Raw genomic sequence first — 21,194 nt, forward strand, 5'->3', positions numbered from 1 at the left:
CTCAGTCTAGGCGAGGCGACGCTACGGGCCGAGGGCTGTGGGAATGTCCGTCGCGGCGAAATCCTCGCCGACGAACAGCAGCTCCTCGTTCTGCGCGGTCGCGAGGGCGTAGCTGAAGCAATACCCGAGGTTGAGCGCCGCGCGGTGGCCGCTGCCGCGACCGAAATCACGGTAAGCCTGCTGCGCGATGCGCGCCTGGGCGGCATCGAACGGGGCGATCTCGACCTGCCATGCCGCGAGCAGGCGATCGACCATGCGATGCACCTCGGGGCGGCCGTAGCGCTGCACGACCGCGGTGAGCTCGACGAGCGTCGCGGCCGAGATCCGGCCACCCCCGGCCGCCAGAAGCGCGGCGACCTCCTCGTGACCCCGCTCCTCCTCGATCACCGCCATGACGGCAGAGGTGTCGACGATCACCGCGGCACACCCCGCTCGTCGTAGAGTTCCGTGCGCTCGTACTCTCGCCACGTGCCCGGCGTCCCGGCGATGCTCGCGCGGATCCCCTCGAGCAGTCGGTCCGCCGTCCGTCGCCGCGCGGCGACGCTCGCCGTGAGCTCGCCGTCACCGGCCAGCTCGTCGACGCGTCGGCGCACGGCATCCTCGATCGCGCTCGTCGTGGATGCTCCCGTCAAGGCCGCGAGCTCCGTGACGAGGGCGACCGTGCGCTCGTTCTTGATGTTCAGCCCCATGCGGGGCGCATTCTCCCGCTTCCCGGGTCGACGTCTACCCTCAGTAGGCGACGACCGGTAGCACCCCGCGTGCCCGCGCGTCGAGCCAGCCCGGCTCCCCGTCGAAGGAGACGCGCAGCACGTGCAGCCCCCGGCTGAGCTTCGGAACGGTCACCGAGAACCTGCCCCGGTCGCCCGCGGCGATCTGCACCGTGGCGACGACCCGACCGTTGTCGGTCACCGTGACCGTGCCCACGGGGGCGCTGCGATCGTCCGCTGTGACGCGGCCTCCCACCGTGACCGACGATCCGGCGCGCACCAGCGGGCGATCGGGCTGCGCGAAGACGTGGGTCGCGACCTCCGTGACCTGCGGCTCCGTGAGCACCGCGACCGACCGGGCGGGCACCGTGACCGCACCGGATGCGGCATCCCACGTCGTCGTCTTCACGACGGCATCCGAGCCGTTCGCCTGGGCAGCGGTCAGCGCGAATGACCGGCCCGCGAGCGCGGGCACCGTCTGCGTCACAGGCTCGGGCGACGCGTTGAACACGACGAGGGCACCCGCGAGATCCGGGTCGACGTCGTCGCCGACGCGGTCGTCGATCAGCATGGTGATGACGCCCGGTGCGGCTCCCGGGCCGCTGTTCGGGAACGACACCTTCTGCTCGATACGCTCCGCCGAACCCAGCCGCAGTAGCGGCACCTCACGGCGCACGCGGAGCAGGTCGAGGGCGGCGGCCTCGGCGGCGGCGATGTCGGCCGCGCCGGGCTTGAGCGCCGGGTCCGCGAGCAACGGCTGCATGATGGGCCACTTGTCCTTGTTGTCGGCCGCGGGAGGCAGGCCCGACCCGAAGGTCGAGGTCTGGCCGGTCCAGTCGATGCGGTTGAACCAATCTCCCGAGTTGTAGCTGTTGCGATCGAGCGACTTCGACCGCAGCAGCTCGGTGCCGGCGTGCCAGAACGACGGCGTCTGGGCGAGCGTCACCGTGCCGAGCGATAGCGTGTTCATGCGCACGCGATCGGCCATGGTCGTGTCTGTCGGCAGCTTCAGCACACCGAGGTCGTACAGCGTCTCGTTGTCGTGCGCGTCGACGTAGCTGATGATCTCCTCGGGCTGGGCGGCGTAGCCGGCCGCCTGACCGTTGTAGTCGAGCTCGGCCCCCGTCTTCACCGCGCCGTCGGCCGTGGCGAACGAGAAGTCCGCCAGGTTGCCCGCGAGCCCGAGCTTGACGAGATCGGTCTGATGACCCAGGTCTCGGAGCGCCTGCTCGGCGGTCCCGTTGATCGGATCGCCGTTGGGATCGGTCGCGAGCCCGGTGCCGAAGCCCTGCCGGAACGTCGAGCCGCTGTCGACCGGGCTGCCGCCGTGGACGGCGTCGCGCAGGCGATCGCTGAACGTCCCGATGCCGGTGCCGCCGAGGTTGCCCTGCCGCGCCTGCACGAAGAGCGCGTCATCCTGCACCTCTCCGAAGTTCCAGCCCTCGCCGTAGAGATAGATGCTCTTGCCGTCGACACCGTCCTTCTTCAGCGTCAGCTCGTCGAGCGCGGCACGCGCAGCCAGCAGGTTCTCCTTCGAGTGGTGCCCCATGAGGTCGAAGCGGAAGCCGTCGACCTTGTACTCCTTCGCCCAGAGCACGAGCGAATCGACCATCAGCTTCTGCGCCACCCGGTGCTCGGTCGCGACGTTCTGGCAGCACGTCGAGGTTTGCACCGCACCGCTGGCGTCGAGCCGCTGGTAATAGCCCGGCACCACCTGGTCGAGCACCGAGGTGTCGGCCTGTCCCGACGCCGAGGTGTGGTTGAACACCTCATCGAGCACCACCTGCAGCCCCATCTTGTGGAGCGAGCCCACCATCGTCCGGAACTCGCCGATGCGTGCTCCGCCCTCGGGGTTCGTCGCGTACGAGCCCTCCGGCGCCGAATAGTGGAACGGGTCGTAGCCCCAGTTGAACCCGTCGGTGTCGGCGACCGCCTGCACGCACGCCTGCTGCTGGTCGGAGTCGGCCGGCAGCGCCGCGAGGTCGCACCCCGGCACGGCCTGGGCTGCGCGGTCTTCTTCGATCGTCGCGATGTCGAACGACGGCAGGAGGTGCACCGTGTTGATGCCGGCGGATGCCAGCTGCTTCAGCTGCGCCGCGCCCGCGCCGTCGCGCGCGAACGCGAGGTAGGTGCCGCGCTCGTTCTCGGGCACCGACTCATCGGTGATCGAGAAATCGCGGATGTGCAGCTCGTAGATGGCACGGTCGACGTCGCGGGCGATCACGGGCGCCTTCGCCTTCGTCCATACCGCGGGCTTCCACGCCTTGTCGTCCAGGTCGACCGCGACCGAGCGCGTGGAGTTCGTCGTGAGCGCGACCGACGCGGGGTCGGTGACCCGGTTGGTCTCGACCTTCGCGGTCGTGGGGGCGTAGACCACCACCTCCCACAGGTACTCGTCGCCCTTCAGCGCCGTGCGTCCGGCGACGGTCCACGTGCCGGATGCCGCATCGAAGGATGCCGCATGCCGCGTCGGGTCGCCGGTGGCGCCGGCATCCCACGTGAGCAGCGTCGCCGACTGCGCCGTCGGCGCCCACAGACGGAAGGTCGGCTTCGACCCCCGGAACGACACCCCGAGCACATCGTCCTCCGCGGCGTCCGCGTACAGGTCGTCGAGCACGCCCGGGATCTGCACGCCGGTGAACGCCGTGAGCTTTCCGTCTGCGGCGCGCTGCGCGACGGCGACCTGTCCCCGCAGGAGCGCGGCGACCGCATCCCGATCCTGCCCCTCGATGTGCAGAGCGAGGTAGCCGGACAGAGCGGGGAAGCGCGCACGCTGCGCCTCGGTGAGCCCCGATTCGACGCGGGTGAGGGCGATGGGCTCAGCGCCGGTCACCTCCCCGTCGGCGACGGCGAGGCCGGCGGTCTGCGACCCGTAGAGTGCGAAGCTCGCGCCCGTCGCCGAGCCGAGGTCGCCCGGCCAGGCGATCGTCTCGGCGTCGATCCAGTGCGCGCGCGACTGACCGGTGCCGGCCAGCGGCGGGTCGGCCGAGACGATCTCGAGCCGGTGGGTCGTGGCGTCGTAGGTGAAGGTCACGCGCTTGCCTTCGGTGGCCGAGAAGGCGATGTTGGCGCCGCCCGCGGCACCGTCGGCGCCGTAGTTCTCATCCCAGCTGAGGCCGTGCGCGACCTTGACCTCGTACGACCCGGTGGGCAGCTTGCTGGTCGAGAAGGTGTACACGCCGTCGCGGTCGCCGTCGAACATCATCGCGCGCAGGCACTCCGGCGACCAGTCGGCGGCACACCCGAGTTCGGACTGGAACGATCCCGCGAGGGTCACGACCGGGCCGTCATCGCTCGACTGCACGACCTTCGTGCGCGGATCGAACCAGAAGGTCACGGGGCCGCCCGGATGGGTGAGCACGATGTTGGGCCCGCTCGCGACGCCGTTGGCGCCGTAGTTCTCGTCCCAGCTCTTCTCCGTCGCGACCTTGTACTCGTAGTCGCCGGCAGGGAGGTCGACCGTGAGCCGCCAGATCCCGTCGACCTGCGTCATCTGCGCCTGGTCGCAGTCGGGGGCCCAGTCGCCCGCGCACCCCATCTCGGAGTTGAGCGAGCCGGCGATGCTGACGGCGCCGTACGGGGTCGCGTCGTCGGGCTCTTCGGGCACGACGTCGGCGGCGAGGTTCACCCGGTTGCCGACGGACGCGTACGTCGACGCGGCGGAGCGGTGGCCGGCGGCATCCGTCGACACCGCGCGGTACTCCACGAGGGTTCCCGCGGCGAGGCCCGTCACGTCGTGGAAGACGCCGGGGGTCGTGTCTTCGGCGGTGCCGAGCGACTGCCACTGGTCGCCGCCCACGACGCGCCACGCGAAGCTCGTCTGCCGCCACGACTGATCGGCGCTCGCCGAGACAGCGGCCTGGCCGGTCAGCGCCGCGCCGGCTGCCGGTACGGACACCGCGAGCGGCACCGCCTCGGCGGGTGACGTGACGGGCGACCCGGCCCGGTAGACGACGGCCGAGAGCGCCGGGACCGTGATGGACGCCGCGGCATCGGCATCGGTGGCGACCGTGCCGGTCGCGCCGTACAGGCCCGTGAACGAGGCATCCGCCGTCAGCGTCGGCACCGTGACGGTCGCCGCGGACGAGGTGTTGTTGAGCGCGACGAGGTACTCGATCTTCTCACCCGCGTCGACGCGCGAGAACGCGTAGACGCCGTCGCCTGCATAGCGCTCGATCTGCGCGCCGTCGACGAGGGCCGGGTGGTCCTTCCGCAGCGCAGCGAGGTCGGCGACGTGCGTGTACACCGCGGTGTCGGTGTCGTAGCGGTCGACGGATCCGACGGTCGTGCCGTCGATCAGGGTCTGGTTCTGGTACTCGGCGACCTGGCTGGCGAACAGGCTCTGCCGCGCGCTCTTGTCGCCGCCCGGTTCGGCGCCCGTGAAGCCCTGCTCGTCGCCGTAGTAGACGACCGGCTGACCGCGGCTGAGGAAGAGCAGGTCGTGCGCCAGCAGGTCGCGGGCGGCGGCATCGGGCGTGTTCTTCAGGAAGTAGCCGATGCGGCCCACGTCGTGGTTGCCGAGGAAGGTCGGCAGTGCGGTCGCCGACGAGTCCGGCGTCGTGTAACGGTCGTCACCGGCGAACATCTTCTGCAGCACCTGCGCGTCACCGCCCTTGGCGAAGCTCGTCGCCGCCGACTGGAACGCGAAGTCGAGCACCGAGTTCATGTCGGTGTCGCGGACGTACGGCGAGAGCGTCGCAGGATCGGCGTCGTAGACCTCGCCGAACATGAAGAAGTCGGGCTTGCCCTGCGCATGCGCGTAGTCGAGCACGTCCTTCGTCCAGGTCTTCCAGAACGGGAAGTCGACGTGTTTGGCGGTGTCGATGCGGAACCCGTCGATGCCGAAATCGATCCAGCTCTTGTAGACGTCGGCGAAGCCGTTCACGACCGTCGGGCTCTCGGTCATGAGGTCGTCGAGACCCGAGAAGTCGCCGTAGGTGGTCGATTCGCCCGAATACGTCGAGTCGCCGCGGTTGTGGTACAGCGTCACGTCGTTGAGCCAGGCGGGCACCTTGAGATCTGCCTCGGCGGGCGCCACGACCGGCGTGTACGGGAAGCTCGTGGCGGCATCCATCGCCGGGAACGTGCCGGTCCCCGCGTAGTCGGCGGGGTCGAACGGCGTCCCAGCGGCATCCCGGTAGGGCTTCGTGCCCTGATCGACGTAGGTGTACTGGTTCTCGGCGTACGAGATGACGTCGGCGGTGTGGTTGGTGATGATGTCGAAATACACGTCGATGCCGCGGGCGTGCGCGTCGTCGATGAAGGCCTTGAGCTCGTCGTTCGTCCCCAGGTGCGGGTCGATGCGGGTGAAGTCGGTGATCCAGTACCCGTGGTACCCGGCACTCGCGTTCGCACCCTCGCCCTGGACGGGTTTGTTCATGAAGCTCGGCGTGAGCCAGATCGCGGTCGTGCCGAGACCGGAGATGTAGTCGAGGTTCTGCCGCAGCCCCGCGATGTCACCGCCGTTGTAGAAGCCGGAGGAGGTCTTGTCGAGTCCGGTGGCGAGCCGGTCACCCGAGAGCCCGCCGGTGTCGTTGGCGGGGTCACCGTTGGCGAACCGGTCGGTCATGACGAAGTAGAACTGCTGACCGTCGCCGGCTTGACGCACCGGTGCCGACACCAGCGCGTCGTCGGCGGACGTGTAGCCGGATGCCAGGGACAGCGCCTCGATGCCGATGCGGTGCGACTCGTCGTCGTAGACGAAGCGGAGCGTCGCGGGGCCGCCGACCGTCAGCGGGATGTTCGCGCCGCCCGCCGCGCCGTCGGCGCCGTAGCTCTCGTCCCACCCACCGTCGAGCGCGACCTTGTAGGAGTAGGTGCCGGCCGGGACTTCGAATGTCGCCGCGTACTGCGTCGTCCCGTCGACCGCCTCGAGGGTCGTCGCCGCGCAGGTCGGGTCCCAGTCGCCGGGGCAGCCGAGCTCGCTCTGCAGGTCGCCCACGATGGCGGGGCTGCGGTCGGCCGCGAGCGTCGGGGTCGCCGCGAGGGCGACGGACCCGGCGGCGACCAGGAGGGCGCTCGTGAACAAGGCGAGGGCTCGCCGGGTGGAGGTGGAGAAAGTCGTCGTCGACTGAGGCACGCGGAGCTCCCGGGGTGTGCGGGCACGGCGCCGTGCCCTCTGCGGTCGCCTCCGACGCTACTGTGACCGATCACAGTTTCGGATGAGAAGTCTCTCATACCGGCAGCCGGGCGAATCCGGCTGCGCGTGAGCCGCCCTGTCAGACCTCCGCGTCAGCCCTCGGCTTCCACTTCGCGGAGCGAGATCGTGGAGGTGCCGACCTCATCGATGAAGCCGTCGATGTGACGCTCATCGGGTCCGACGTACTCCGACAGGGGCCGGATGAGGGCGTTCGCGGCAGTCTGCTCCATGATGTGGGCCGTCCATCCGACGACACGCGCCGCGACGAACAGCGGCGTGAAGGTGAGGGTGTCGAAGCCCATGAGGTTGTAGGCCGGGCCGGAGGGATAGTCGAGGTTCGGGTAGATCCCCTTCCGGGCCACGAACTCCGACTCGAGGGTCGTGTAGAGCGCCTCGACGTCGGGGCGGTCGTAGTAGGCGATCAGCGTGTCGAGCGCGGCCTTCATCGTCGGCACCCGCGAGTCGCCGCGCTTGTAGACGCGGTGGCCGAAGCCCATGATCTTGCGCTTCTCGGCGAGCGCGCGATCGAGCCACGGCACGACGTTGTCGGCATCCCCGATCTCGTCGAAGATGTGCAGCACCGCTTCGTTCGCCCCGCCGTGCAGGGGCCCCTTCAGCGCACCGATCGCACCGACGACCGCCGAGTACAGATCGCTCAGCGTCGAGGTGATGACGCGCGCGGTGAAAGTCGACGCGTTGAACGAGTGCTCCGCGTACAGGATCATCGAGCGGTTGAACGCATCGACGACGACGGCGTCGAACTCCTCGCCGAAGGTCATCCAGAGGAAGTTGGCGGCGTAGTCGAGGTCGTCGCGCGGCGGGATCAGTTCCTGGCCGCGGCGGCGGCGCTGCCCGTACGCGACGAGCGCCGGGAGCGCGGCGAAGAGGCGGATACTGCGCTCGAGGTTCTGCTCGGGGGTTCCGCTCGCGTCGAGCACCGACCCCGTCCCGGCGAGGTCCCGCGCGCCGAGAGCGCTGACCGCCGACCGGATCTCATCCATCGGGTGCGCATCCAACGGGGTGAGGTCGATGACCGCTTTGACATCATCGGCGAGCGCGCGGTGGGCGCGCTCGGTGGACCGCAGCTCGGCGAGTTGAGCGGCATCCGGCAGTTCGCCGTTCCACAGCAGATAGGCGACCGCCTCGGCGGATTGCGTCGCCGCGAGCTCGTGCACCGGGTATCCCCGATAGAGCAGCGAGTTCGTTTCCGGGTTGACCTTGCTGACCGCGGTGACGTCGGCGACAACCCCGGCAAGGCCCTTCTTGATGTCCGTCATAGTGCTCGATCCTCTCTCATCACCCGTTCACCGGGCGAAAGGTGTCATCGGTCGATCTGGAAGGTGAAGACGTTGGTGTCGAAGTGGCTGTACGACTCGTAGTCGAGCAGGTCGTACAGATCGGCGCGATGCTGCATCTCGCCGAGGCGGCTCGTGAGGTGACCCGCTTCCGTCAGGGTATCGAGAGCCCGGCCCGCGGCTCCCATCGCCATCCGCAGGAGAGACACCGGCCAGATGACGATCTGAACGCCGGCATCCGTCAATTGATCCACGGAGAACAGTTCGCTCTTCCCGAACTCGGTCATGTTCGCGAGGATCGGCACGTCCAGGGCGGAGGCCATGGCTTCGAACTCGCCGAGGTCCTTCATCGCTTCGGGGAAGATCGCGTCGGCCCCGGCATCCACCAGCGCTTTCGCGCGGTCGATCGCGGCGGGCAGCCCTTCGACGGCGCGGATGTCGGTGCGCGCCATGATGAGGAAGTTCGGGTCGCGGCGGGCATCGACCGCGGCGCGGATGCGCTTGATCGCGGTGTCCGCGTCGACCACCGACTTGCCGTCGAGGTGCCCGCAGCGCTTCGGGTTCACCTGGTCCTCGATGTGGGTGCCGGCAAGGCCCGCATCCTCGAGGGTCTGGATCGTGCGCGCCACGTTCATCGGCTCACCGAAGCCCGTGTCGGCATCGATGATCGCCGGCAGCTCGGTCATCCGCGCGATCTGCTGACCCCGACCGGCGACCTCGGTCAGCGTCGTCAAGCCGATATCGGGCAGGCCGAGGTCGGCCGAGAGGACGGCGCCAGAGATATAGACCCCGTCGAAGCCCTTCTGCTCGATGAGCCGCGCGGACAACGGATTGAAGGCACCCGGAAAGCGCAGCGTGTCACCTGCGGCGAGCCGCTCCCGCAGAATCCGCCGCTTCTCGGCCGCCGACACCGTGGAGTACAACATCAGCCGTCCCCCTTCACCCGCACCGCACGATCCGTATTCAGTCTGCACGAGCGGCTCGCGCGGGGCGCCTCGCGGATTTCCGCCATCCGCGGCGCGCGCGGCGTGCGGGGAGACTGAATACGGGCGGGGGTCGCCATCAGACGGGCGCAAGTCGACATCAGAACAGGCCCGTCGGGGACGGGGCGGAGGCCAAAACGCCGTCGCGGGCGACGATGTTGAGCTCGCGCACCTCGGCGGGAGTCAGTGAGGGCAGACGCTGCGCGAGGTCGAGGAAGCGATCGATCTCGGCGGGGGTCAGTACGGGCTCGGCCAGCAGGCGGAACTTCGCGATGTAGTCCGCACGGGCGAACGGCCGGGCGCCGAGCGGATGCGCGTCCGCAACCGCGATCTCATCGACGATGGTCGAACCGTCGGCCAGAGTGATCTCGACGCGTCCGCCGAATGACTTCTCGGCCGGGTCATCGGAGTGGTATCGCCGCGTCCACTCGGCGTCCTCCGCCGTCGTGACCTTCTGCCACAGCGCGACGGTGTCGGTGCGCTGTGCCCGCGAGGGCAGATAGGAGTCCACGTGGTGCCACCCGCCATCCTGCAGCGCGACCGTGAAGATGTACGGGATGGAGTGGTCGAGAGTCTCGCGGGAAGCGGTGGGATCGTACTTCTGCGGATCGTTCGCGCCCGAGCCGATCACGTAGTGCGTGTGGTGCGAAGTGTGCAGCACGATCGAGGTGACATCTGCGGGGTCGAAAGCGCCCTCGTCGTGGAGCTTTCGGGCAAGGTCGATCCAGGCTTGCGCCTGGTACTCGGCCGAGTGCTCCTTCGTGTACGAATCGAGGATCGCGCGCTTGGCCTCGCCCGCGGCGGGCAGCGGCACGTCGTACGCGGCCTGCGGTCCGTCCAGCATCCACGCGATGACCCCGTCTTCGCCTTCATAGATCGGCGCCGGGCTCGTCTCGCCACGCATCGCGCGGTCCACCGCTTCGACGGCCATCTTGCCGGCGAAGGCGGGAGCATGCGCCTTCCACGTCGAGATCTCCCCCTTGCGCGACTGGCGCGTCGCGGTCGTGGTGTGCAGCGCCTGCGCGACGGCCTGCGCGATGACCCCGGCATCCAGCCCGAGGAGGGTGCCGATGCCGGCCGCGGCCGAGGGGCCGAGGTGCGCGACGTGGTCGATCTTGTGTTTGTGCAGGCAGATCGCCTTCACCAGGTCGACCTGAATCTCGTACCCGGTCGCGAGCCCTCGCACGAGCGCGGCGCCGTCGGCACCGACGTGCTGGGCCACCGCGAGGATCGGCGGGATGTTGTCGCCCGGGTGCGAATACTCCGCCGCGAGGAAGGTGTCGTGGTAGTCCAATTCGCGCACCGCGACGCCGTTGGCCCAGGCGGCCCACTCGGGACTCGAGAGTTCCTCGGTGCCGAAAACGCTCGCACCGGCGCCGTTCCGCGACACGGGGTGGTCGAGCGCCTGCGCCCGCGCGGCGCTGACCGGCGCACGGGTGAGGGATGCCGCGGCGACCGCCGCATTGTCGATCACGCGGTTGATGATCATGTCGACGACGTCGGGCTCCACCTCGACCGGGTCGACGGCGACCTGGGCGATCTTGAACGCGAGCTGGTCTTCCCGGGCGAGTTCTTCCTCGCTCCGGTGGACGCGGACGTGGTGTGTGACGGTCATGCGGGGACCCTTTCGGTCGGTGTCTCATCGCTCTCCAGCGATCCGAGGATGCTGGTCAGCGCGTTGTGCAGGTGGACGTGAGTGGCGTGCGCCGCGAGTTCGGCATCGCGGTGGGCCACGGCGGTGGCGATCAGTCGATGTTCTGCAACGGATGCCGCCAGGCGCGCCGGGTTGTCGCGGGCGAGGCGGCGCACGCGCACGAGGTGCGTGCGGATGGTCCGCAGCGCCCCGGTGAGATAGTCGTTGGCGACCGCGGCATCGAGCGCGGCGTCGAAGCGTGCGATGAGCTCGTAGTACGCGTCGGGAGTTGCGGCTGCATCCATGTCGGTGAACTCGGCGGCGAGCGCGGCGAACAACGCGGCATCGCCGCGAGCGGACGCCAGTCGCGCAGCGGTCTCTTCCAGCGCGCGGCGCACCTCGAAGAGCTCTCGGATGTCACCGGTGTCGATGTCGGCGACGACGGTCACGCGGGGCGATGCCTGGACGACCAGGCCATCGGCGACCAACCGGGCCAACGCTTCGCGAAGGGGGGTACGGCTCACGCCGAGTCGCGCCGCCTGCCCGGCCTCGGCAAGGACGGACCCCGGCGCGAGGGTGCCGGACTGGATGTCCATCAGGAGAGCGCGGTACGCGCGATCGCTGGCTCGCATGCCCTCACCCCCTCGTCCCTTTGTATACATTAGAGAGCCAGACGGGTCGAAGCAAGTCCCTTTGCGTGATCTGTGTATACATTGACCGATCCGCGTCCGAGTCTTCACAAATTCATGTAATCCCTGTAGGTTCAACGCCATGACCACTGTCATCCGCACCGACGGCCTCACCAAGCGGTACGGCCGCGTCCACGCGCTCGACGGGGTCGACCTCGAAGTCGCTGCGGGCCAAGTCCACGGCTTCCTCGGCCCCAACGGCGCCGGCAAGACCACGACGATCCGCGTGCTCCTGGGCCTCGCGCGCAAGACCGGGGGCGTGGCGTCCGTCTTCGATTCAGATCCGTGGACGCAGTCCGCCGAACTGCACCGACGCATCGCCTACGTTCCGGGTGACGTCAGTCTCTGGCCGAACATCTCGGGAGGCGAGGCGATCGACCTCCTCGCGCGGCTGCGCGGCGTGGACCGGGCCAGCGCCGACTATCGCGCCGAACGCGCACGGCTCGGCGACGCATTCCAGTTCGACCCGCGCAAGAAGGGACGGGCGTATTCGAAGGGCAACAGGCAGAAGGTGGCGCTCATCGCGGCGCTCGCCGTGCCCGCCGACCTGTACATCCTCGACGAGCCCACGAGCGGGCTGGACCCCCTGATGGAAGTCGTCTTCCGCCACGAGATCGCCCGCCTCCGCGAGCGCGGCGCGACCATCCTCCTCTCGAGCCACATCCTGAGCGAGGTGGAGCATCTGTGCGACCGGGTGTCGATCATCCGCGCCGGCCGCATCGTCGAATCGGGCACCCTCGCCGATCTCCGACACCTCACGCGGACCGACGTCTCGTTCGAGGGGATCGACGCCGCGGAAGCCTCCGGCATCCCGGGCGCACACGATGTCACCGCCCGCGACGGACGCGTGCGCTTCACCGTCGACAGCGACGCGATCGCGCAGATCCTGCCCGCCCTGGCCGAACGACGGGTGCAGGGACTGCGCGTCGAGCCTGCGTCGCTCGAGGAGCTGTTCCTCCGCCACTACGGTGACCACGTCACGGCCGGCGAAAGCACCCGGGCATGACCCTTGCGCTCGTCCTGCAGCGGCTCCGCCGCGACCGCGTGCAAGTGGCCCTCTGGGTCATCGGCACGGCGGCGTTGGCGTACTTCGCCTTCACCGGAGTCGCCGAATCCTTCGCCACCGAACAGGACCGCCGATCCCTGCTCGCCGCAGCACTCGCCAACCCCGTCATCCTGCTCTTCCGTGGGCTGCCCTCGGGCGCCGACGAGGGGGCGTTCATCGTGTTCCTGATCATGCCGTGGCTGGCCCTGTTCGCCGGCTTCATGAGCAGCTTCCTCGCCGTCCGACACACGCGCGGAGACGAGGAGCCCGGGCGCACCGAGCTCGTCGCCGCGACGCCGGCCGGTCGGGTGCGCCCCGCCGCGGCGACGGTGCTGCACGGCCTCATCGCCAACACGCTGCTCGCGGGCCTGACCGCGGCCGCGTTCCTCGGCGCCGGGCAGGACGCCGAGGGATCGATCCTCGCCGGGATCTCGGCGGCGTCCGTCGGCGTGGTCTTCCTCGGCGTCGGGCTGGTCGCCGCTCAGCTCATGCGCACCTCGCGCGGAGCAAACGCCCTCACCGTGTGGATTCTGCTGATCGCCTTGCTCACCGCAGGCTTCGGCAACGCGATCGGCACACCGAGCGACGACCTCACCCGCATGGAGAGCTCGTGGCTGACGTGGCTCTCGCCGATCGGCTGGGCCGAGAACACACGGGCGCTCGACGAGAACCTGTGGCGGCCCCTCGCGCTGTCCGCGGCGTCCGCCGCCGTGCTCATCGGTGTCGCGCTCGCACTGGTGGCCGTGCGCGACGTGGGCGAGAGCTTCATCGCCGAGCGGCACGGTCACGCCGTCGCCCCCGCGACTCTGTCCGGGCACATCGGTCTGGTGTGGCGACTCACGCGCAGCGCGCTCGCGGGCTGGGTGTTCGGGGGGTTCATCGTGGGCGTGCTGTCGACGAGCCTCGCCTCGATCATCGACGACGTCGGTGCCGACAACCCGGCGATCCAGGACCTCCTCGACCAGATCGCGGGTCAGGGCAGCCTCGAGCAGGGCACGGTCACGACCTTCTTCACGATGCTCGGCATCCTCGCCGCCGCGGTCGGGGTCCAGGTCGTCACCCGCGCTCGGAGCGAGGAAGCGCACGGCACCGCCGAGGTCGTGCTGGCCACGCCGCTGGACCGAGTCCGTTGGCTGCGCGGCTTCGTCGTCGTCGCCTTCGCCGCGATCATCGCGGTCGTCACCGCGGCCGTCGCCGGAGCGGTCGTGGGCGTGACCGGCGGCGACGGCGACCCGGACCTGCTGAAGACCGTGCTCGTGGTCGGACTCGGCCAGGTGGCCGCGGCATCCGTCTTCGTCGCTTTGACCGCCCTCGTCTTCGTCCTCGCGCCGCGACTCACCCTCCCCCTCGGCTGGTCGATCGTCATGGCGGCCATGGTGATCGGCGTGTTCGGGCCGATCTTCTCATTCCCCGAGTGGCTCACCCACCTGTCCCCCATCGCCGCGTCCCCGCAGCTGAACGGGACCGAGGTCGACCTGCGCGGGCTGTGGTGGCTGGTCACCGTCGCCGTGGGCGGCTCGATCGCCGCGCTCCGCCTCATGCGACGGCGAGAGCTCGCTCCGGCCGGATAAGTTCGAGAGCGGAGGGCACGTGACCAACGAGGAACATCCGGGCAGGGAAGCGGCCGAACAAGCCGCCGCGATGATGACCGCCGCGGGCATGGCGCGCATGCCCGCGCGCGTGATGATGGCCCTCGTCGGCTCTCCCGACGAGGGCTATACCGCGGCGGAGCTCGCCGAGCGCCTCGGGGTCTCGGCCGCCGCGGTGTCCGGGGCGGTGCGCTATCTGCAATCGATGCACATCGCGCAGCGGCTGTCGCGCCCCGGTGACCGCCGGGACCGCTACGACCTCGCCGACGACGCGTTCGCCGGCGTCGTCACCGGAAACTCACCGCTGTATGCGCGCCTCGCCGAGATGATGGATCGCATCGCGGCGGACAACGCCGGTGCGCCGCTCTCAGTGGCGCGCGCCCGCGCGAGTGCCGACTTCCTGCGGTACCTCGCCGAGCGGATGCCGCAGCTCGCGGCAGAATGGCAGGCCGAACGCGGCGCCCTTCGCTGACGCGACTACGCTTGCCCGAGTGAGTGACTCCCCCCTGCCCTACACCGTGGCGACCGACGGCGCCTGCAAGGGCAACCCGGGACCGACCGGTTGGGCATGGGTCGGCGAAGACGGGCACTGGGCGGCCGGTGCGATCCCCCTCGGGACGAACAACGTCGGTGAGCTGATGGGGCTTCTGAAGGCCATCGAAGACCACGCCGATGTGCCGGACCTGCTGGTGCAAGCCGATTCGAAGTATGCGATCGACACCTACGCGTCGTGGATGGATGCGCACCGCAGCCGCGGATGGAAGACCTCGACCGGCGCCCCCACCAAGAACCGCGATCTCCTCGAGCAGCTGATCGTCGCACGCGACGCACGGCGCGCCGCCGGACATCCGGACGTCGTGCTCGAACACGTCCGCGGCCACCGTGGTCATGTGCTCAACGAGTGGGCCGACGAACGCGCAGTACGGGGGGCGGAACACGCGGCGAAGGGCACCGCGAGCGCGTGGTCGAGTCTCGGCGGGTTGCACCCCGTGCTCGACGTGAGCGCGGCGCCCGCCAAGAAGCGCTGACGGGGACGCGCCGCGCACGCGGGCGCGGGCGCGGCGCGTCCCCGTCAGTCCGTCGTGCCCTCGAACAAGCCGATGTGGTTGCCGTCCGGGTCGGCGATGACGGCCCACCAACTCGTGTCGGTGATCGGCGCCTTCGCCATCGCGACGGTGGCGCCGGACGCCTCGGCCTTCGCGATGGTCTCGTCGATCGAGTCGACCTCGACGTACGAGCGCGGTTGGGTGAATCCGTCGCTGCGGGGCGCCAGCCCGCCCCCGGAGACGCCGTTCGGGGCCGTCCACATGGGGTAGCCCTCGAACCCTGGCATCTCGGCGATCTGCCAGCCGAACAGATCCGCATAGAACGCCGTCGCCGTCGTCATGTCCGAGACGGGGATGTCGATGTGGGTGATGTCGCCGTGCGCCATGGTGGCTCCTTCCGCCGCGCACAGTCTCCGCCTGAGAGGCCGCCGCCGCAAGGGCCTCAGCGCGCGGCGGCCAGATGCTCGGCCAGACGGTCGTGCGCGGGGCGTTGGCCCCTCACGAGCCGCGGACGAGCGGTGTCGAGGAGCATCCATTCATCCAGCGGCCCCTTTGGGAATGGTCCACGCGGCCTCGTCCTTGCCAGTCCAGTACGGCCCACCCATGTGGGCGACGAGCACCTCGATCTCCTCCCCGGCGAGCCGGAAGAGGAGGATGCCGGCGCTCGTCACCCCCATGGCGTCAGGCCGGGCGGCCCTTCGGCGACACCTCGTACGTCTGCTCCACGTCGGTGATCGCGACGGACGCGAGGGCGGCGTCGATTGCCGAGAGGACCTCGGCGTCCAGCACGACGCCGGAAGCCTTGACCGAGTCTTCGAGCTGCTCCGGACGCGACGCGCCGACGAGCGCCGCGGCGACGTTCGGGTTCTGCAGCACCCAGGCGATCGACAGTTGCGGCAGCGTGAGTCCGGCCTGCTCCGCGATGGGCTTCAGGTTCTGCACGGCCGTGAGGACGTCGTCCTTCATGAACCGCGAGATGAAGTTCGCGCCGCTCTTCTCATCCGTCGCTCGCGACCCCTCGGGCACGGGCTGCCCGGGCAGGTACTTGCCGCTCAGCACGCCCTGCGCCATCGGCGACCAGACGATCTGCGAAATGCCGAGCTCTTCCGAGGTCGGCACGACTTTGCCCTCGATCACGCGCCACAGGGCGGAGTACTGCGGCTGGTTCGATACGAGCTGGAAGTTCAGCTCCTTCGCGAGCGCGGCGCCCTCGCGCAGCTGCTCCGCTGTCCACTCCGAGACACCGATGTACATCGCCTTGCCCTGACGGACGACGTCCGCGAACGCCTGCATCGTCTCCTCGAGCGGGGTTTCGTAGTCGTAGCGGTGGGCCTGGTAGAGGTCGACGTAGTCGACGCCGAGCCGGCTGAGCGACCCGTGGATGCCGTCGAAGATGTGCTTGCGGGAGAGGCCTTGATCGTTCGGGCCCTTCTTGCCGATCGGCCAGTAGACCTTGGTGAAGACCTCGTAGTCCGTGCGGTCGAGACCCTTCAGCGCCTCGCCGAGGACGACCTCTGCGGCGGTGTTGGCATACGTGTCGGCGGTATCGAACGAGGTGATGCCGAGATCCAGCGCCTTGTGGACGGTGGCGATGGCGGCCTCGTTGCCGACCTGCGACGCGTGCGTCACCCAGTTGCCGTAGGTGATCTCCGAGACCTTGAAGCCGCTGTTGCCGAGATAGCGATAGTTGACCATGCGGTCCACGCTACCGGCGTCTCACCAGTGCGAGGGCGGAGTTCAGGGCTGACGTTCGGCGGCGTAGCGCGGCGCCATCGCCTCCATCTGGTCCATCACAAGCTTGATGGCCTCGGGCTGCTTGTCGGGCGGATACTTGTGCCACACCAGCAAGCGTTTGATCGATGACCGCAGCTTCGCCCGCACGTCATCGCGCACCGTCCAGTCGGTGCGCACGTCACGGCGCATGACGGCGACGAGTTCGCGCGCGATGTCGGCCAGCACCCCCTCACCTTGCGTCTGCATCGCCGACTCGTTCTGGGCGACCGCGTCGTAGAACGCGAGCTCGTCGTGTGACAGCGGGGGCGTGAATCGCGCACCGCGCGATGCTTCGGCGGCCACGTCTTTCGCCATGTCGACGAGCGCCGCGATCACCTCGGCCGAGGTCAACTGCTGGTTCGTGTAGCGCTTCATGATGTCGGCGATGCGCTCCGAGAAGGCGCGCTGGCGCAACAGGTTGCCTTGCGTCGCGGTCGCGCCGGCATCCACCAGCGATGCGCGCAGCGCTTCGATTGCGAGGTGCGCGTTCGGCGCGGCCTGCGCTTGTGCGAGGAACTCCGGCCCGAGGTTGTCGAGCGTGAGGCGCGGCAGACCCGCGGCGTCGTAGATGTCGAGCACCTCTCCTGTTGAGAGGGCTTCGGCGACGAGTCCACTCAGCAACCGCTCGATCTCTTCAGGCACCGGCTCGTCGCGGGATTGCCGCTCGGTCGCGTCGTACTTCGCCATCCAGACTCGCACTTCTTCGTAGAAGGCGATCTCGTCGTGCAGTTCGGCGAGCCCTGCGCGGCCCGATCCGAGCGCCCACGCGCGTGCCAACGCGCCACTAGCCGTGCGGTAGCGGGCGGCGAGCCGTTCGCCACCGAGCGCCGGGGCGTTCTGCGGGTTCGCGGCATCACGCAGGTGGTTCGTCGCCGTGGTCGCCGCGGTGCGCAGGGCCCGCGGGCCGCCTCGACGCAACACGCCACGCCAGTCACAGCCGGCGAGCATCTCACGGATCTGCGCGACGAGTTCGAGTGCGATTTCCACCGCTTCGTCGACATCGCGACCGATGGGCTTGGTCGCCTGGTCGGCGGTCGTGTACTCCGCCAGCGCACGGGCGAGATGGTCGGCGAGCGGTGCGTAGGCGACCAGCAAACCGTCCTGCTTGCCCTGGAAAGTGCGGTTGACCCGGGCGATCGTCTGCATGAGCAGCGCGCCTTTGAGCGGCCGGTCGAGGTAGAGCGTGTGGAGCGGCGGGGCGTCGAACCCAGTGAGCATCATGTCTTTGACGATGACGAGTTCGAGCTCATCGGCGGCGTCTTTCAGGCGGTCTTTGATCGCGGCGTTGGCGGAGTCGCGCCGCACGTGGTCGCTCACCGGTGGCTGATCGGTGGCTGAACCGGAGTAGACGACTTTGATCTTTCCACCGTCGAGCGCGTCGGAATGCCAGTCGGGGCGAAGCGCCACGATCGCCGGATACAGTCGCGCGCAAATCTCTCGCGTGCCGCCCACGATGAGCGCTTTGCCCGGCGATCCGATAAACGGCGCCATGCGCGCCCGGCGCTCTTCCCAGTGGGCGACGAGGTCGGCGGCAAGCGTCGCGATGCGCTCGGGCGACCCGTACACCGCGTTGACGACGGCGACGGATGCTTCGATTCGAGCCCGCTCCGAATCGTCGAGGCCCACGGTGAACTCGTCGGCGGCGCGGTCGATGTCTTCTTCGGAGGTCCCCTCGGCGAATGAGACTTTGATGAGCCGCGGCTCGAAGTACACCGGCACGGTCGCCCCGTCATCGACGGCCCGGGTGAGGTCGTAGATGTCGATGTAGTTTCCGAACACGTCTCGCGTGTTGCGCTCGGCGAACGAGATCGGCGTGCCCGTGAACGCGATGAGCGTCGCGTTCGGCAGCGCGTCGCGCAGGTGGCGGGCGTAGCCGTCGAGGTCGTCGTAGTGGCTGCGGTGCGCTTCGTCGACGATCACGATCACGTTGCGCCGGTCGGTGAGGAGGGGATGCTGGGTGCCGTCGTCTCGTTCGGCCTTGCTCAGCCCGAACTTCTGGAGCGTCGTGAAGTAGATGCCGCCGGTGACCCGTTGGCTGAGCTCGTCGCGTAGCCGCGCACGATCGCTGACCTTCACCGGCTGGTCGGGGAGGAGCAGGCTGCGACTGAACGTCTGGAAGAGCTGCCCGTCGAGCTCCTTGCGGTCGGTGACGACGATGACGGTCGGGTTTTTGAGCTTCGGATGCCGCAGGACGCGGTTCGTGTAGAGCTCCATCTCCATCGATTTACCCGAGCCCTGCGTGTGCCAGACGACGCCGGCCTTGCCGTTGGTTTCGACGGCTTGGATCGTGCTGCCGACGGCCTTGTTGACGGCGAAGTACTGGTGCGGCTTCGCGATGCGCTTGACGAGCCCCTCCGAGCCCTCGTCGAACGCGGTGAAGTCGCGCACGAGCTGCAGGAAGCGTTCTTGGTTGTAGAGGCCGTTGAGTGCGTCATCGAGCGCCTGCACGTCGACGCCGTCTTCGATCCGCGGTTGCACGAGCGGCGCGCCGTCGTCGTCGACGTTCCACGGGGCGAAGTGGTTGAGCGGGGTGAAGGGTGTGCCGTACTTTGCCGCGACGCCGTCGCTCGCGAGGGTGAACACGCAGAATCGGAACGCCATCGGGAACTCGCGCAGGTAGGTCTGTAGCTGCGCATGCGCGGGGCCGACACCTGTCGACGACGAGCCGGCCTTTTTGAGCTCGACAATGCTGAGGGGCATGCCGTTGACGAACAAGACGATGTCAAAGCGCCGGTGCAGGTCGCCCTGGCGGATCGTGACCTGGTTGACGACCAACCAGTCGTTCTGGTCGACACTGCCGAGCATTCGAATGCGGGGATTCTGCTCGCGGCCGTCGGCGTCGATGTAGCTGATCGGGTAGCCGCCGGTGAGGTAGCTGTGGATGCGGTGGTTCTCGGTGATCGCGTCGAGCGAGCGTGGCGCCGCGATTTCGGCGATCGCCTGCTGGAGGTAGGTCACCGGCACGTCGGGGTTGAGCCGGCGCATCGCGTCGAGCAGGCGCGGACGGATGAGCAACTCATCCCAGGTCTCGCGCTCACCGCTGCCCGGCGCGATCTCATCGCCCCGCAGCGGGTGCCAGCCGAGCGGCTCACCGAGGGTCTCGATCGCGTCCTGCTCCCAGTCGGCTTCAGAGATGGCTGTCATCGGGCGGCTTCCTTTATCGGTTGAGAGAGACACTCATTCGGTTTCGCTATCCACCGTGTCACCGTTCGACCGCTTGGAGCGTTTGAACAGACTGGCAACAGCGTCGGCTGTGCCGGCGGCGGCACCGCCGACAGCCTTGGCCGCACCTGCCGTCGCCCCTCCCACGGCGTTTGCGGCCGCCTTGACCGCGGTCACCGCCTGCGCTTCGTCGGGGACACCGTCGCCGTCGAGGTCGACGCTTCGGAATACCGAGGTGCCGTCGACAACCTTGCTCCACACGTTCTCGCCGAAGTCTTTGGCTGAATCCGATGCCGCGCGCATCGCGAGCACAGCCTTCGGCGGGTCGGGAATCCCATCACCGTCCGCATCGGTCAATTCCAGCCACTCCGGCCACGCTGTCATGGGATCGGAGAACCCGGAGCGACACGACTTCACCACACTGCTGCCGAAGTAGAAACTTGTCGCGGCACCGGCCGCCGCGCCGATCACCGGAATCGCCTTGGAACTGATCTTCACGGTTCCCATCACCGCACCCTTGGCGATCGCCTCGCGGGCGAGCACCATCGTGACGGGGACGAGCGCCGAGTCAGGAAGCTGTTGCGAGATGATGTCACCCCACTTGGGCGATACCCCGCCCGCGATCGCACGTGCACCGGCAATGGTCGTTCCGACGGGCAACGCCGCCAAGACCATCGATGTCACTTTGCTCTGCTTTTTCTCGCCGAGCAGGGCCCCGAGGACGATGGCCTTCGCGCGGTCGGCGTCGTCGATGGGAATTCCTCGCAGTTCCGCCATGCAGAGCGCGAAGAGCGCGGTCGTCTCGTAGAAGAAGATCAAGTCACCCACCCCGAGCCCGATCGCGATCGGAATACCTACGCCGGGGATGGTGGCCGATGCACCGATCGCGGCACTTGCGATCGTCGTCGTCGCCACGTACTGCGACTCGATCGCCTTCATCACCTCGGCCGGCGAGGCATCCGGCTTCTTCCGGCGGACCTCCTTGATGTACGCCGTCGCCGCCGGCCGTTGCACAGCGATCGCTTGGAAGACGCGCTCTTGGAAGTCGTCGGGTAGGGCGCTGACGACGGCGCCCTCCGGGCTCGCTTTGGAAATATTCTTCGCCATGGCGTGGTCTCGTTTCTCAGATGTGC

Annotated in this window: 16 protein-coding genes; 4 read left to right on the forward strand and 12 right to left on the reverse strand. The window is 68.8% G+C overall.

Going from position 1 to position 21,194, the window contains the following annotated elements; translation table 11 throughout:
• Positions 1 to 21: 21 nt before the first annotated feature.
• The 7 genes from Q0653_RS05180 to Q0653_RS05210 form a co-directional block, all read right to left on the reverse strand.
• Positions 22 to 417: a type II toxin-antitoxin system VapC family toxin gene (locus Q0653_RS05180; protein ID WP_298943209.1), complete on the reverse strand. Its 396-nt coding sequence runs from the start codon at positions 415 to 417 to the stop codon at positions 22 to 24.
• Positions 414 to 689 carry a type II toxin-antitoxin system VapB family antitoxin gene (locus Q0653_RS05185; protein ID WP_298943211.1) on the reverse strand — a complete coding sequence of 92 codons (276 nt, stop codon included), beginning with the start codon at positions 687 to 689 and terminating at the stop codon, positions 414 to 416. The genes Q0653_RS05180 and Q0653_RS05185 overlap by 4 nt, the downstream gene beginning before the upstream one ends.
• Before the next feature lie 40 nt (positions 690 to 729).
• Positions 730 to 6,786 (reverse strand): pullulanase-type alpha-1,6-glucosidase, encoded by a 6,057-nt coding sequence (gene pulA / locus Q0653_RS05190; RefSeq protein ID WP_298943213.1) that lies wholly within the window; start codon positions 6,784 to 6,786, stop codon positions 730 to 732.
• Positions 6,787 to 6,938: 152 nt separating this feature from the next.
• The gene (locus Q0653_RS05195; protein WP_298943215.1) at positions 6,939 to 8,123 is read right to left on the reverse strand and encodes a bifunctional 2-methylcitrate synthase/citrate synthase; all 1,185 of its coding nucleotides are present in this window, start codon (positions 8,121 to 8,123) and stop codon (positions 6,939 to 6,941) included.
• 44 nt (positions 8,124 to 8,167) lie between these two features.
• Entirely contained in the window at positions 8,168 to 9,067 is a 900-nt protein-coding gene (gene prpB, locus Q0653_RS05200) for a methylisocitrate lyase (RefSeq protein WP_298943217.1), read from the reverse strand.
• Positions 9,068 to 9,224: 157 nt separating this feature from the next.
• Positions 9,225 to 10,739, reverse strand: coding sequence for an MmgE/PrpD family protein (locus tag Q0653_RS05205; RefSeq protein WP_298740601.1), 1,515 nt, complete (start codon positions 10,737 to 10,739; stop codon positions 9,225 to 9,227).
• Positions 10,736 to 11,389: a GntR family transcriptional regulator gene (locus Q0653_RS05210; protein WP_298943219.1), complete on the reverse strand. Its 654-nt coding sequence runs from the start codon at positions 11,387 to 11,389 to the stop codon at positions 10,736 to 10,738. Before Q0653_RS05210 ends, Q0653_RS05205 begins: the two co-directional genes overlap by 4 nt.
• 139 nt (positions 11,390 to 11,528) lie before the next feature.
• Here Q0653_RS05210 and Q0653_RS05215 point away from each other — a divergent pair, with 139 nt between their 5' ends.
• The 4 genes from Q0653_RS05215 to Q0653_RS05230 are packed head-to-tail and all read left to right on the forward strand — an operon-like array spanning position 11,529 to position 15,108.
• Positions 11,529 to 12,452: an ABC transporter ATP-binding protein gene (locus tag Q0653_RS05215; RefSeq protein ID WP_298943222.1), complete on the forward strand. Its 924-nt coding sequence runs from the start codon at positions 11,529 to 11,531 to the stop codon at positions 12,450 to 12,452.
• Complete coding sequence (locus Q0653_RS05220; RefSeq protein ID WP_298943224.1) at positions 12,449 to 14,062, forward strand: polyketide antibiotic transporter; 1,614 nt, start codon at positions 12,449 to 12,451, stop codon at positions 14,060 to 14,062. Before Q0653_RS05215 ends, Q0653_RS05220 begins: the two co-directional genes overlap by 4 nt.
• 19 nt (positions 14,063 to 14,081) lie before the next feature.
• Complete coding sequence (locus Q0653_RS05225; protein WP_298943226.1) at positions 14,082 to 14,552, forward strand: MarR family transcriptional regulator; 471 nt, start codon at positions 14,082 to 14,084, stop codon at positions 14,550 to 14,552.
• Between the two features lie 19 nt (positions 14,553 to 14,571).
• Positions 14,572 to 15,108 (forward strand): ribonuclease H, encoded by a 537-nt coding sequence (locus tag Q0653_RS05230; RefSeq protein WP_298943228.1) that lies wholly within the window; start codon positions 14,572 to 14,574, stop codon positions 15,106 to 15,108.
• A gap of 44 nt (positions 15,109 to 15,152) precedes the next feature.
• On the opposite strand, the gene Q0653_RS05235 is transcribed toward Q0653_RS05230, so the two are convergent.
• The 5 genes from Q0653_RS05235 to Q0653_RS05255 all read right to left on the reverse strand — a co-directional run bounded on the left by Q0653_RS05235 (position 15,153) and on the right by Q0653_RS05255 (position 21,168).
• Positions 15,153 to 15,512: a VOC family protein gene (locus Q0653_RS05235; protein WP_298943230.1), complete on the reverse strand. Its 360-nt coding sequence runs from the start codon at positions 15,510 to 15,512 to the stop codon at positions 15,153 to 15,155.
• Between the two features lie 150 nt (positions 15,513 to 15,662).
• A complete protein-coding gene (locus tag Q0653_RS05240; protein ID WP_366521957.1) occupies positions 15,663 to 15,803 on the reverse strand; it encodes a hypothetical protein in 141 nt (46 codons plus the stop codon).
• A gap of 4 nt (positions 15,804 to 15,807) precedes the next feature.
• Entirely contained in the window at positions 15,808 to 16,821 is a 1,014-nt protein-coding gene (locus Q0653_RS05245; RefSeq protein WP_298943232.1) for an aldo/keto reductase family protein, read from the reverse strand.
• 42 nt (positions 16,822 to 16,863) lie between these two features.
• Positions 16,864 to 20,043 carry a type I restriction endonuclease subunit R gene (locus Q0653_RS05250; protein ID WP_298943234.1) on the reverse strand — a complete coding sequence of 1,060 codons (3,180 nt, stop codon included), beginning with the start codon at positions 20,041 to 20,043 and terminating at the stop codon, positions 16,864 to 16,866.
• 33 nt (positions 20,044 to 20,076) lie between these two features.
• Positions 20,077 to 21,168: a hypothetical protein gene (locus tag Q0653_RS05255; protein ID WP_298943236.1), complete on the reverse strand. Its 1,092-nt coding sequence runs from the start codon at positions 21,166 to 21,168 to the stop codon at positions 20,077 to 20,079.
• Positions 21,169 to 21,194: the final 26 nt, after the last annotated feature.

It is taken from the genome of uncultured Microbacterium sp., from assembly GCF_947488465.1.
Taxonomy (GTDB): domain Bacteria; phylum Actinomycetota; class Actinomycetes; order Actinomycetales; family Microbacteriaceae; genus Microbacterium.